The organism is Streptomyces glaucosporus, assembly GCF_039533345.1.
Taxonomy (GTDB): Bacteria; Actinomycetota; Actinomycetes; order Streptomycetales; family Streptomycetaceae; genus Streptomyces; species Streptomyces glaucosporus.
This window is the reverse complement of record NZ_BAAATJ010000006.1, coordinates 1-12,276: the sequence shown is the minus strand read 5'-3', so window position 1 is coordinate 12,276 and position 12,276 is coordinate 1. Positions and strand designations below refer to the sequence as shown.

Below are 12,276 nucleotides of genomic sequence, written 5' to 3'. Positions count from 1 at the left end.
ACGGGCGGCCGTGCCGGGGCACCGCGCCCCGGTACGGCCGCCCGTTCCGGCGTCCCGCGGTTACTTCTTGCGTCCGCGCTTCTCGCGCACCCGCACCGAGATGTGGATGGGCGTCCCCTCGAAGCCGAACTCCTCGCGCAGCCGCCGCTCGACGAAGCGGCGGTAGCCGGCCTCCAGGAAGCCGGAGGCGAAGAGGACGAAGCGCGGCGGGCGGGTGCCCGCCTGGGTGCCGAAGAGGATCCTCGGCTGCTTGCCTCCCCGGATCGGGTGGGGGTGGGCGGCGACCAGTTCACCGAGGAAGGAGTTCAGCCGCCCGGTGGGCACGCGGGTCTCCCAGCCGGCCAGGGCGGTCTCGATCGCCGGCACCAGCTTCTCCACATGGCGTCCGGTGCGTGCCGAGACGTTCACCCGCGGCGCCCACTTCACCTGGCCCAGATCGGTCTCGATCTCGCGCTCCAGGTAGTAGCGGCGCTCCTCGTCGAGGGTGTCCCACTTGTTGTAGGCGAGGACCAGCGCGCGTCCGGCGTCGACCGCCATCGAGATGATGCGGGTGTCCTGGACGCTGATCGGCTCGCTGACGTCGATGAGGACGATCGCCACCTCGGCCTTCTCCAGGGCCGCGGCGGTGCGCAGCGAGGCGTAGTAGTCCGCGCCCTCGGTGAGGTGGACGCGGCGCCGGATGCCCGCGGTGTCGACGAACTTCCACGTCTTCCCGCCGAGCTCGACCAGCTCGTCCACCGGGTCGCGGGTGGTGCCGGCCAGCTCGTTGACGACCACCCGCTCCTCGCCCGCGATCTTGTTGAGCAGGGAGGACTTGCCGACGTTGGGGCGGCCGATCAGCGCCACCCGGCGCGGACCGCCGAGCGCGGCGCCGAAGCTCTGCGGCGGGGCCTCCGGCAGGACCCTGAGCACCTCGTCCAGCAGGTCGCCGGTGCCCCGGCCGTGCAGCGCGGAGACCGGGTAGGGCTCGCCGAGGCCGAGCGACCACAGCATCGCGGCGTCGGCCTCGCCGGAGGGGCCGTCCACCTTGTTGGCGCACAGCACCACGGGCTTGCCGGTCCTGCGCAGCAGCTTGACCACGGCCTCGTCGGTGTCGGTCGCCCCGACCGTGGCGTCCACGACGAGGACCACCGCGTCGGCGGCCTCGATCGCGAACTCGGCCTGGGCCGCCACGGAGGCGTCGATGCCCAGGACGTCCTGCTCCCAGCCGCCGGTGTCCACCACCTTGAAGCGGCGGCCCGCCCACTCGGCCTCGTAGGTGACCCGGTCCCGGGTGACGCCCGGGCGGTCCTCCACGACCGCCTCGCGGCGGCCGATGATGCGGTTCACCAGGGTCGACTTGCCGACGTTGGGACGGCCGACGACGGCGAGCACGGGCAGCGGGCCGTGTCCGGCCTCCCCGAGCGCCCCCTCGACCTCCTCCGCGTCGAACCCCTCCTGCGCCGCGAGCTCCATGAACTCCGCGTACTCGGCGTCGCCGAGCTCACCGTGCCCGTGCTCGTCGCCGACGTGGGTCTGCTCGTTCATGAAGTCCTGTCCTCGGTGTGCGTGTGTCCGTGCCCTGTGCAGGGCCTTGTCCGGTGCGCCGTGCGCGGTCCGGCGCGCCGCGCCGTGCGGGGCGGCGCGGGTGCGCGGAGTCCGGTCGCAGGGATCCAGTGTCGCCCAACCGCGCCGCGTCGCCCAATCGCCGCCCGATCATCGTTCGATCGCCGTTCGGCCGTTGCGCGCCGGCGCCTAGCCTCGTCCGGTGAGGCGCCGGGCGTCGGCCAGGTGGGCGGTCAGCCGCTCGCGGATGCGGACGGTCGCCTCGTCCAGCGCCTTCCTGGTCCGTCTGCCGCTGCCGTCGCCCGCCTCGAAGGGTTCGCCGAACACGATGTCGATCCGGCTGCGCAGCGGCGGCAGCGCGGATATCGCCCGGCTCCGCGCCCCGGTGGTGCCCAGCACCGCCACGGGCACCACGGGCGCCCCCGAGCGCAGCGCGAAGTACGCCAGGCCCGAGCGCAGCGAGGCGAAGTCGCCCTCGCCCCGGGTGCCCTCCGGGAAGATCCCCAGCACACCGCCGTGCTCCAGCACGCCCAGCGCCCGGGTGATCGCGGTGCGGTCGGCCGTCTCCCGGTCCACCCCGATCTGGCCGATGCCGTTCAGGAAGGGGTCGAGCGGGCCGGTGAAGGCCTCCTTCTTGATCAGGAAGTGCACCGGCCGCGGCGCTGTGCCCATCAGGACCGGCCCGTCCACGTTGTGCGCGTGGTTGACGGCGAGGATGACCGGCCCGGCGGCCGGGACCCGCCAGGCGCCGAGCACCCGGGGGCGCCACAGCCCCCGTATCAGCGCGATGCCGATGCGGCGTCCGGCCGCGGCGCCGCGCGCGCTGGGCACGGCGGCCGGGCCGGACGCTCCGCCCCGGCCTGTGTCCGCTCCGCTCACCTGGCCTGCTGCTTCTCTTCGATCAGGGTGACCACGCACTCGACGACCTGCTCCAGGGTCAGCTCGGTGGTGTCCACCTCGACGGCGTCGTCCGCCTTCTTCAGCGGCGAGGTCTTGCGGGTGGAGTCGGCCGCGTCCCGCCTGAGCAGCGCCTCACGGGTCGCGTCCAGGTCGACCTGCCCGCCCTCCCGGCCCTTGAGCTCGCCGCCGCGGCGGGCGGCGCGGGCCTCGGGGGAGGCGGTGAGGAAGACCTTCAGATCGGCGTCGGGCAGCACGGTGGTGCCGATGTCGCGGCCCTCGACGACGATGCCGGTCGGGGCGGAAGCGGCGATGGCCCGCTGGAGCTCGGTGATCCGGGCGCGCACCTCGGGCACCGCGCTGACGGCGCTGACCGCGTCGGTGACCTCCTGGGTGCGGATCGGGCCGGAGGCGTCCGCGCCGTCCACGGTGATGGTCGGGTCGGCCGGATCGGTGCCGGAGACGATCTCGGGCCGGTCCGCGGCGGCGGCCACGGCCGCGGCGTCCCGCACGTCGATGCCGTGCTTCAGCATCCACCAGGTGATCGCGCGGTACTGCGCGCCGGTGTCCAGGTAGTTCAGGCCCAGTTTCGCCGCCACGGCACGGGAGGTGCTGGACTTGCCGGTGCCCGAGGGGCCGTCGATGGCGACGATGACGGGGGCCGGGGCGTCCGGGGACACGGAAGTCGCCTGCCGGGAGGTTGCTGCCACGGTGTCGGGCACCTTTCTCGAACTGCTCGGAGCGCGGGTGGTGAGGGGCTCGGGGCGCCGGCGCGGGACCGCCGGCGGAACGTCCCCGCCCCGGCACCAGGCTACCGGTGCCCCCGGCCCCCTACTGCTGCCGGATGGCCCAGCCCCGCTCCCGCAGCGCCGCCGCCAGGGCGCGGGCCGCGCTCGGCTCGACCATGAGCTGGACGTGACCCGCCTGCTGACCGGTGGCGTGCTCGATCCGCACGTCCTCGATGTTGACGCCGGCCCGTCCGGCGTCGGCGAAGATGCGGGCCAGCTCGCCGGGCCGGTCGCTGATGAGGACGGCCACGGTCTCGTAGACGGCGGGGGCCTGCCCGTGCTTGCCCGGGATCCGGGCCCGGCCGTTGTTGCCGCGGCGCAGCACGTCCTCGATGCCGGCCGCCCCGTCGGTGCGCTTGGCCTCGTCGGCGGACTCCAGGGCGCGCAGCGCCCGCACGGTCTCCTCCAGGTCGTCCGCGACGGCGGCCAGGACGTCGGCGACGGGCCCGGGGTTGGCCGACAGGATGTCGATCCACATGCCCGGGTCGGAGGCGGCGATCCGCGTCACGTCGCGGATGCCCTGGCCGCACAGCCGCACCGCCGTCTCGTCGGCGGACTCCAGGCGGGCCGCCACCAGGCTGGACAGCAGCTGGGGGGTGTGCGAGACCAGGGCGACGGCCCGGTCGTGGGCGTCGGCGTCCATCACCACGGGGACGGCCCGGCACAGCGCCACGAGTTCCAGGGCGAGGTTGAGCACCTCGGTGTCGGTCCCGGCGGTGGGGGTGAGGACCCAGGGGCGGCCCTCGAAGAGGTCGGCGGTGGCGGCCAGCGGGCCGGAGACCTCCCGCCCGGACATCGGGTGCGTGCCCAGGTAGGTGGCCAGGTCGCAGCCCAGCGCCTCGGCCTCCCGGCGGGGGCCGCCCTTGACGCTGCCGACGTCGATGCAGCCCCGGGCCGCCCCGCGCCGCTGCACGTCGGCGACGACGGCGGGGATGTGCGCGGGCGGCACGGCCACCACGGCGAGGTCCACCGGTCCCCCCGGGGGCTCCTCGGTGCCGGCGCCCAGCGCGGCGGCGGTGCGGACCCGGTCGGTGTCGTGGTCCTCCAAGTGCACCCGCACGCCGCGCCCGGCCAGGGCCAGCGCGATGGACGTGCCGATGAGTCCGGTGCCGATGACGAGTGCTGTCTTCACTGGGCGATGTCCTTGCGGAGAGCGGCGGCGGCGCCCAGGTAGACATGGGCGATCTCGGTCTTGGCCAGGTCGGTCTCGACGTGGGCGAGGACGCGGACCACGCGGGGCATGGCGCCGGCGACGTCCAGTTCCTGCGCGCAGATCAGCGGCACGTCCACGATGCCCAGCGCGCGGACCGCGGCGGCCGGGAAGTCGCTGTGCAGGTCGGGGGTGGCGGTGAACCAGACGCTGATCAGGTCGTCGGGGGTCAGGGCGTTGCGCTCCAGAACGGCGGTGATCAGCTCGGACACCCTCTCCCTCATGTGTCCGGCCTCGTCCCGTTCCAGCTGCACGGCGCCCCGCACCGCTCGTACCGCCACCTGTTCGCTCCCTGCTTCCGCGGCTCTGCCCACCGAGTCCGCCGAGTCCACCGATGTCCGCCGATGTCCGCCGGCCCGTCCCGAACAGCGTAGGGGCGTTCCGCCGCGGTCCGCGTCCGCCGCCCGCCCTGCGAGACGGGCGGCGGCGTCCCGTGCCACAATCCCCGGCCGTGACCTCCCTCGTGCCCTCCGTGCCCCCGGCGCCCGTCACCCCGCACGATCTGGTGCGCGACCACACGGTGTACGCCTGTGTGATGGGATCGCGCGCCTTCGGGCTGGCCACCGCGGACAGCGACACCGACCGGCGCGGCGTGTACGCCGCGCCGACACCGCTGTTCTGGCGCCTCGACAAGCCCCCCACCCATGTGGACGGCCCGGCCGAGGAGCAGTTCTCCTGGGAGCTGGAGCGCTTCTGCGAGCTGGGGCTGCGGGCCAACCCCACCATCCTGGAGTGCCTCCACTCCCCCCTCGTCGAGTACGCCGACGCCACGGGCGAGGAGCTTCTCGCGCTGCGCGGGGCCTTCCTGTCCCGGCAGGCGCACCGCACGTTCGTGAAGTACGCCGAGGGGCAGTACGACCGGCTGGAGGCGCGGCTGCACGACCGGGGCGGGCCGCGCTGGAAGCAGGCGATGCACCTGGTGAGGCTGCTGCTGTCCTGCCGTGACATGCTCCGCACCGGAGAGCTGGTCCTCGACGTCGGCGCCCACCGGGAGTTCCTGCTGGCGGTCAGGCGCGGGGAGGTGCCCTGGCCCGAGCTCGCCGCCCGGCTCGCCCGGCTGCGCGAGGAGGTGGACGAGGCCGCCGGCCGCACCCCGCTGCCGGACGGGCCGGACCGCGCGAGGGTCGAGGACTTCCTGGTCCGCGTCCGCCGCGCCCGCCTCTGAGGCGTCCCGCGGGCGGCCGGGCCGCCGCGCCGACCGCCCGAGCGGGTGCGGATACGGACGGGGCGCGGGGGAACTCCGGCAGGCGACGGCCCGTTACGGGCTGACGGAACCCGGACGCGGCCCGGCGCGCGGTCCGCCCGGTCCCCGGCTCACGGAGCCGGCGGGCCGCCGAGTGCGCGGAAGTCCCGCGAGAGTCCCGCGAAGTCCCACTCCCTTCACGGAGGCCTGGACCATGACCCGCAGCCATCCCCTCCCGTCCCGCCGCGCCGTCCTCGGCGGCGCGGCCCTCGCCGCGCTCACGGCGGCGGCCGGCGCCGGCACGGCGCACGCCGCCCCCGCCCCCCGGACCACCGCCCGGACCGCCTCCCGGACGGCCGCGTGGCCGACCGAGATCCCGCTCCCCGACGGCTTCCGCCCCGAGGGCATCACCATCAGCGGGCCCTACGCCTACCTCGGCTCCCTCGCCGACGGCTCCGTCCACCGCGCCGACCTGCGCACCGGCGAGGGCCGGATCGTCCACGAGGGCACGGCCGGCACCGCGGCCGTCGGGCTGAAGGCGGACCGTGACGGCCTGCTCTACATCGCCGGAGGCGAGCAGGGCACCGCGAAGGTCGTCGACTCACGCACCGGGCGGCTCGTCGCCGCGTACCGGCTGGCCGAGGCGACCGGCCACTTCGTCAACGACGTCGCCCTGCTCGGCGACCGCGCCTGGTTCACCGACTCCTACGACAGCGTCCTTCACGGCGTGCCTCGCGGCCGCACGGGGGAGGTCCGCAGACTGCCGCTCGGCGGCGACTGGTCGCAGACGCCCGGCGCGTTCACCGCCAACGGCATCGTCGGCACCCCCGACGGCCGGGGCCTGATCGTCGTCGCCAGTCTGCCCGGCAGGCTCTACCGCGTGGACCCGGGGACCGGACACGCCGCCGAGATCGCGCTGCGCGGCGCGGACGACGTCGCCTACGGCGACGGGCTCCTCCGCGCCGGCCGCACGCTGTACGTCGTGCGGAACCGGCTGAACCTCGTCGACGTGTTCCGCCTCGACGCCGGGGTCCGCTCCGCCACCCTGCTCCGCACGATCACCGACCCCCGCTTCGACGTCCCCACCACCGCCGCCCGCCTGCGCGACCGCCTCTACCTCGTCAACGCCCGCTTCACCACGCCCCAGACGCCCGACACGGAGTTCACCGTCGTCGCCGTCCCCCTCTGAGACGCCCGCCCCGGCGCGTCCGGCGCAAAGGCCCCGGGCGCGCCCGCGGGTCACCCCGGGGACCTCCGCGCCCGCACCACGAGGTCGTGGAGGGCCCCGCGGACGGAGGAGCCCGGGAGCCCGTCGGGGAGCCGGGAGGCGGCCCGGGCCTCCTCCAGCACGGTGTGGAGGGCCTCGACGTCCCCGCGCACCCGCCCGGCGTCCGGTCCGTCCTGCCCGCCGGGGACGGGTGCGTGCTCCGCCCCGGCCTTGGCCTCGATCAGCTCCGGGAGGTAGGGGGGCGCCTCGGGCACCGTGCCGAGGAGGGTGGGCAGGTGGGCGCAGACCTCCCCGGCGCGCATGAGGTGGATGCCGGTGAGCAGCGCCCGGAAGGTGTACAGCAGCGGCTTGAGCCGCCCCGTCTTCCCGTACAGCCGCCACTGGGTGCCGGCGAAGCCCCGGTAGTGGTGGGCGTGGTGCCGGGTGAGCACGGCCGGGGCGAGGGCGGTCAGCTCGGCGTGCGTGCCGGTGGTGTGCACCACCAGCGGGGAGAGGAGCTGCTCCAGGACGTAGCCGTTGCGTTTGAGCATCAGCCGGGCGAACTTGCGCAGGTCGTGGGTGACCAGGTCCATCTCGACGCCGTCGCGGTCCCACATCCGGGTCGAGGTCTCCTCGCCCTCCCGCAGCCCGATCAGGTCCTCCACGGGCAGCAGGTGGGCTCCGCGCAGGTCGATGTCGGAGTCGCGGGAGGGGAAGCCGTACAGGTGCGCCCCGGAGACGGTCGCGAAGACCAGCGGGTGGCGCTGCTCGGCGAGGACGGGACGCAGGTCGGGGAGGCCGGTGGTGCTCGTGTCGGTCACGCCGCCCATCCTGGCGGGCCGCCGCCCGTCCCGGCCAGGGTTTTTCCGGGGAGGGCGGGAGGGGCGGGGTGGTCAGCGGCCGTCCCAGAGGGCTCCGAACTCCAGCAGTTCGTCCCGGTGCTCGAGGTGTTCGACCCACTCCCTGGGCCATGCCTCCGCGCCCAGGTGGGCGCCGGCGAACGCGCCCGCCAGACAGGCGATGGAGTCGGAGTCGCCGGAGGTGCAGGCGGCCCGGCGCAGCGCCGTCACCGGCTCGCCGGGGAAGAGGAGGAAGCACAGCAGGCCGGTGGCCAGAGCCTCCTCGGCGATCCAGCCCCCTCCCGTGGCCAGGCACGGGTCGGCCTCCGGGTCGGGGGCGCGCAGGGCCGCGTCCAGGCGGTCCAGTGCGGCCAGGCACTCGTCCCAGCCGCGTGCGGCGAAGGACTCGGCGGACGGGTCGTGCGCGTGGCGCCACAGGTCGCCCAGCCACTCCTCCCGGTAGCCGGTGCGCCGCTCGTCGTGGGCGTACGCGCGCAGCAGGCCGGTCAGTTCGCCGGGCTCCGCCCCCCGGGCCAGGAGGTGCACCGCGTACGCGGTCAGGTCACTGGCGGCCAGGGCGGTCGGGTGACCGTGGGTGAGGGCCGCCTGGAGCTGGGCGGCACCGGCGCGCCGGTCGTCGTCGAGGCCGGGCATCAGGCCGAGGGGGGCGACGCGCATGTTGGCGCCGCAGCCCTTGGAGCCGACCTGGCTCGCCTCCTGCCAGGGCCGGTCGCGGTCGCTCAGCAGTTCGCAGGCGACGAGGCAGGTGCGGCCGGGTGCCCGGTCGTTCTCGGGCGAGCGCCACCACTCCACGTACTCGTCGCGCACCGGGCGGGCCATGCGCGCGGGCGTGAGCGGGCCGCTCTCCGCCGCCGCGCGCAGACCGCGGGCGAGGGCGAGCGTCATCTGGGTGTCGTCGGTGACGAGGGCGGGCCGGGGCGGTTCCATCGAGCGCCAGGGACCGCACCCGTCCAGGATCGACGCCACGTCGTCGAACTCGGTGGGGAGTCCCAGGGCGTCGCCGAGGGCGAGGCCGAGCAGGGCGCCGGTGGCGGGCCGTTCGGCGGCGGAGGTCGTCATGCCGCCCATCCTGGCGGGCGGACGACGGCCCCGGCCAGGGGTTTCCTGGCCGGGGCCGCCGGGGCCGGCGGGGCGGACGGTCAGAGGCCGACCTCCCGCATCAGCATGCCGACCTCGGTGTTGGTCAGGCGGCGCAGCCAGCCGGACTTCTGGTCGCCGAGCGCGATGGGGCCGAAGCGGGTGCGGACCAGCTTGTCGACCGGGAAGCCGACCTCCGCGAGCATGCGGCGGACGATGTGCTTGCGGCCCTCGTGGAGGGAGACCTCGACGAGGTAGTTCTTGCCGGTGTTCTCCACGACCTTGAAGTGGTCGGCGCGGGCGTAGCCGTCCTCCAGCCTCACACCGTCCTTGAGCCGCTTGCCCAGGTCGCGCGGGATGGGGCCCTGGATGGCGGCCAGGTAGGTCTTCGTGACGCCGTAGCGGGGGTGGGTGAGCCGGTGGGCCAGCTCGCCGTGGTTGGTGAGGAGGATCAGGCCCTCGGTCTCGGTGTCCAGGCGGCCGACGTGGAACAACCGGGTCTCGCGGTTGGTGACGTAGTCGCCCAGGCACTGGCGGCCCTCGGGGTCCTCCATGGAGGAGACGACCCCGGCGGGCTTGTTGAGCGCGAAGAACAGGTAGGACTGGGTGGCGATCGTCAGGCCGTCGACCTTGATCTCGTCCTTCTCCGGGTCCACGCGCAGGCCCTGCTCGGTGACGATCTTCCCGTTGACCTCCACGCGCCGCTGGTCGATCAGCTCCTCGCAGGCGCGGCGCGATCCCATGCCGGCCCGGGCCAGGACCTTCTGGAGCCGCTCGCCCTCCGGTTCGCCGAAGGTCTTGGGCAGCTTGAGCGCCGGCTTGGCGTGCCGGGCGCGGTTGCGCTCCTCGATCTGGGCCTCGTACTCGCGGGGGCGGGTGGGCCGGGCGCGCCCGCGGCCTCCCTGCGGGCCGGCCTTGGCCGCTCCCTTGAAGCCGGTGCCCGAGCCGCTCCTGGGACCTCCCTTGGGACCCGCCTTGGGCCCTGCCTCGGGGCCCGCCTTGGGCCCTGCCTTGGGACCGCCGTCCTGCCCCTTGGGCTTGCCGGGCCGGCCGCCCGTGCCCACGTCGTAACGGCGCTCCTCGGGGCGGGGACGGCCCGCGCGCTTCTGCCTGTCGTCGCGGCTGTTGCCCGCGCCCCGGTAGTTCCGGTTGCTGTTCCTGCCGCTGCTTCGCATCAAGGTTTCCGTCTAACTGTCTCTACGTCGGCTGTCTCTTCGACCTCTACGACGTCGGGGAATCGCCGCTGTCGTCCACGTCGAACGACGGCACGCCCTCCTGGCTCTCGGCCTCGACCGCGTCCGCCTCGGGGAGGAAGGGCGCCAGCTCCGGAAGTTCGTCCAGGCCCCGCAGGCCCATCCGCTCCAGGAAGTAGTTCGTCGTCCTGTACAGGATCGCACCTGTCCCGGGTTCCGTGCCCGCCTCCTCGATCAGACCGCGCTGGAGGAGGGTGCGCATGACCCCGTCGCAGTTCACTCCGCGCACGGCCGAGACCCTGGAGCGGCTCACCGGCTGCCGGTACGCGACCACCGCGAGGGTCTCCAGGGCGGCCTGGGTGAGCCGGGCCTGCTGCCCGTCCAGGACGAAGGCCTCGACGGCGTCGGCGTACTCGGGGCGGGTGTAGAACCGCCAGCCGCCCGCGACGGGGCGCAGGTCGAAGCCGCGGCCCTGCCGGGCGTACTCGTCGGACAGCTCCCGCAGCGCCACCGCGACCTCCCGGCGGGAACGCCGGAGGACCCTGGCGAGGTGCTCCTCGGTCGCGGGTTCGTCGACGACCATCAGGACCGCCTCCAGGGCGGGTCTGAGGTCGAGTCCGGCGACGGTGGAGGCGCCGGCGGGCAGGGGGGCCGCCCCGGGCTCCTCCCGCCCGCCGTCCGCCGTGCCCCGGCCGGTCCCCGGGGCCTGCTCCGGGGCCGTGCCGCCGGGCCGCCCGGTGTGCTCGGCGCGCCCGCCCGCGGCGCCCTCTTCCGCGTTCATCTCCGGTCTTCCTTCCCTCCGCCGTTCCCGTCGCCGTCCTCCCCGCCGTCCCCCTCACCGTCCCCTTCGTCGAACTCGCCGGTGACCGGCGGCCGGGTCCCCTCCCCGCCGGTCCAGCGCACGGTGAGCGTACCCAGGGCCTCCTCCTGGTCGAGGGCGACCGCGCGCTCCCGGTACAGCTCCAGCAGCGCCAGGAAGCGGGCGACGACGGTGAGGGTGTCGGACGTGTCCTCGGTGAGCTCGGCGAAGGTGGCCTCGCCCCTCTCCCTCAGCAGTCCCGCCACGATCCCGGCCTGCTCGCGCACGCTGACCAGCGGGGCGTGGATGTGGTCGACGTACACCTGCGGTTCCGGCCTGGGCCGCATCGCCCTCGCCGCCAGGCGGGCCAGGCCCTCGGGGCCGATGGTGAGGACGACCTCGGGCAGCAGCTCGGCGTGGTGCGGTTCCAGGCCCACCGTACGGGGCCGGCGGCGGGCCTCGGCCGTCATCCGCTCGTCGAGGACTGCGGCGACCTGCTTGTACGCGCGGTACTGGAGCAGCCGGGCGAAGAGCAGGTCGCGGGCCTCCAGCAGGGCGAGGTCGGCCTCGTCCTCCACCTCGGCGGCCGGCAGCAGCCGGGCGGCCTTGAGGTCGAGGAGGGTGGCGGCGACGACCAGGAACTCGGTGGCCTGGCCGAGGTCCCAGTCGGGGCCCATGGCACGGATGTGGGCCATGAACTCGTCGGTGACCTTGGACAGCGCCACCTCGGTGACGTCCAGCTTGTGCCTGGCGATGAGCTGGAGGAGGAGGTCGAAGGGGCCCTCGAAGTTGTCCAGGACGACCTTGAAGCGGCCGTCGCCCGGCTCGCCGCCGTCCTGGCGGGTCTTCGCCGGGACGCCGGGGTCCGCACCGGCGGCGCCGTGGCCCGGGAGGCCCGGGGCCTCCTCCGGGACGGGCCCGCTGCCGGGCGGGGCGGGGCGGCCGGAAGCGGCGGAGGGCTCCGCCCGGGGGGTCTCGGGTGCCTCGGACGCCCCGGGCGTCTCCGGTCCCGGCCCGGGCGCGGATTCCGGGGCGGGTGCGGGCGCGGGCTCCGGAGCGGGTGCGGGTTCCGGGGGCGGAACGGGCCGGGACGGCGTCGCCCCCGGCCCCCGGCCCAGCGGGCGCCGGGAGGGCCGGGGACGCGGTACGGGGTCGTCGGCTGTCGGCATCGCCGGGCAGGCTACCGCCCCGTGGATCAGTGGCCGCGCAGGCGGCGTACGAGGATGCTCGCGTCGCCGCGGGACTCCAGGTCGGCGAGGACCACGGCGACCGCCTCGCGGACGATCCGTCCCCGGTCCACGGCCAGGCCGTGCTCGCCGCGGAGCACCAGCCGGGCGTGTTCGAGGTCCATCAGCTCCTCGGCGGAGACGTAGACCGTGATTTTCTCGTCGTGGCGCTCGCGGCCGCTGGGGCGCCGGGGGGCGGCGCGGCCGCGCCGGTGCGGCGGAGCCGCTGCGGCGGGGCGTCCCCTGGTCTGGCCGCGGGAGCCTGCGGCGGGCTGGGCGGGCGGCTGGGCC

General features: G+C 75.3%; 12 protein-coding genes and 1 pseudogene. 2 read left to right on the top strand and 11 right to left on the bottom strand.

What is annotated here, in order from left to right:
- Positions 1-60 precede the first annotated feature (60 nt).
- The 5 genes from der to aroH form a co-directional block, all read right to left on the bottom strand.
- Positions 61-1,527 (bottom strand): ribosome biogenesis GTPase Der, encoded by a 1,467-nt coding sequence (gene der, locus ABD358_RS09125; protein WP_344630383.1) that lies wholly within the window; start codon positions 1,525-1,527, stop codon positions 61-63.
- 207 nt (positions 1,528-1,734) lie between these two features.
- A complete protein-coding gene (locus ABD358_RS09120) occupies positions 1,735-2,424 on the bottom strand; it encodes a lysophospholipid acyltransferase family protein (protein ID WP_344630382.1) in 690 nt (229 codons plus the stop codon).
- Positions 2,421-3,152, bottom strand: a complete 732-nt coding sequence (gene cmk / locus ABD358_RS09115) for a (d)CMP kinase (RefSeq protein ID WP_344630381.1) — start codon at positions 3,150-3,152, stop codon at positions 2,421-2,423. Before cmk ends, ABD358_RS09120 begins: the two co-directional genes overlap by 4 nt.
- 121 nt (positions 3,153-3,273) lie before the next feature.
- Positions 3,274-4,362, bottom strand: a complete 1,089-nt coding sequence (locus ABD358_RS09110; protein ID WP_344630380.1) for a prephenate dehydrogenase — start codon at positions 4,360-4,362, stop codon at positions 3,274-3,276.
- Complete coding sequence (gene aroH / locus ABD358_RS09105) at positions 4,359-4,721, bottom strand: chorismate mutase (RefSeq protein ID WP_344630379.1); 363 nt, start codon at positions 4,719-4,721, stop codon at positions 4,359-4,361. Before aroH ends, ABD358_RS09110 begins: the two co-directional genes overlap by 4 nt.
- Before the next feature lie 170 nt (positions 4,722-4,891).
- On the opposite strand from aroH, the gene ABD358_RS09100 reads away from it, so the two are divergent.
- Both ABD358_RS09100 and ABD358_RS09095 read left to right on the top strand, forming a co-directional pair.
- Positions 4,892-5,605 (top strand): nucleotidyltransferase domain-containing protein, encoded by a 714-nt coding sequence (locus ABD358_RS09100; RefSeq protein WP_344630378.1) that lies wholly within the window; start codon positions 4,892-4,894, stop codon positions 5,603-5,605.
- 232 nt (positions 5,606-5,837) lie between these two features.
- Complete coding sequence (locus ABD358_RS09095; protein ID WP_344630377.1) at positions 5,838-6,812, top strand: SMP-30/gluconolactonase/LRE family protein; 975 nt, start codon at positions 5,838-5,840, stop codon at positions 6,810-6,812.
- A 50-nt stretch (positions 6,813-6,862) separates the two neighbouring features.
- Here the strand turns inward: ABD358_RS09095 and ABD358_RS09090 are convergent, their stop codons facing one another.
- From ABD358_RS09090 to ABD358_RS09065, 6 genes and pseudogenes are all read right to left on the bottom strand, one after another.
- Positions 6,863-7,651, bottom strand: coding sequence for a nucleotidyltransferase domain-containing protein (locus ABD358_RS09090; RefSeq protein WP_344630376.1), 789 nt, complete (start codon positions 7,649-7,651; stop codon positions 6,863-6,865).
- A gap of 72 nt (positions 7,652-7,723) precedes the next feature.
- Positions 7,724-8,749 (bottom strand): ADP-ribosylglycohydrolase family protein, encoded by a 1,026-nt coding sequence (locus ABD358_RS09085; protein WP_344630375.1) that lies wholly within the window; start codon positions 8,747-8,749, stop codon positions 7,724-7,726.
- Between the two features lie 80 nt (positions 8,750-8,829).
- Positions 8,830-9,942, bottom strand: coding sequence for a pseudouridine synthase (locus tag ABD358_RS09080; protein ID WP_344630374.1), 1,113 nt, complete (start codon positions 9,940-9,942; stop codon positions 8,830-8,832).
- Positions 9,943-9,988: 46 nt separating this feature from the next.
- Positions 9,989-10,741 carry an SMC-Scp complex subunit ScpB gene (gene scpB, locus ABD358_RS09075; protein WP_344630373.1) on the bottom strand — a complete coding sequence of 251 codons (753 nt, stop codon included), beginning with the start codon at positions 10,739-10,741 and terminating at the stop codon, positions 9,989-9,991.
- The gene (locus ABD358_RS09070; protein WP_344630372.1) at positions 10,738-11,928 is read right to left on the bottom strand and encodes a segregation and condensation protein A; all 1,191 of its coding nucleotides are present in this window, start codon (positions 11,926-11,928) and stop codon (positions 10,738-10,740) included. The genes scpB and ABD358_RS09070 overlap by 4 nt, the downstream gene beginning before the upstream one ends.
- A gap of 26 nt (positions 11,929-11,954) precedes the next feature.
- A pseudogene (locus ABD358_RS09065) lies at positions 11,955-12,276 on the bottom strand (hypothetical protein); the annotation flags it as partial.

Bases quoted from the DNA above. Each gene is read 5' to 3' on its own strand.
- der (WP_344630383.1), bottom strand. From the start codon at position 1,527: ATGAACGAGCAGACCCACGTCGGCGACGAGCACGGGCACGGTGAGCTC.
- ABD358_RS09095 (WP_344630377.1), top strand. From the start codon at position 5,838: ATGACCCGCAGCCATCCCCTCCCGTCCCGCCGCGCCGTCCTCGGCGGC.
- ABD358_RS09085 (WP_344630375.1), bottom strand. From the start codon at position 8,749: ATGACGACCTCCGCCGCCGAACGGCCCGCCACCGGCGCCCTGCTCGGC.
- ABD358_RS09080 (WP_344630374.1), bottom strand. From the start codon at position 9,942: ATGCGAAGCAGCGGCAGGAACAGCAACCGGAACTACCGGGGCGCGGGC.
- scpB (WP_344630373.1), bottom strand. From the start codon at position 10,741: ATGAACGCGGAAGAGGGCGCCGCGGGCGGGCGCGCCGAGCACACCGGG.
- ABD358_RS09070 (WP_344630372.1), bottom strand. From the start codon at position 11,928: ATGCCGACAGCCGACGACCCCGTACCGCGTCCCCGGCCCTCCCGGCGC.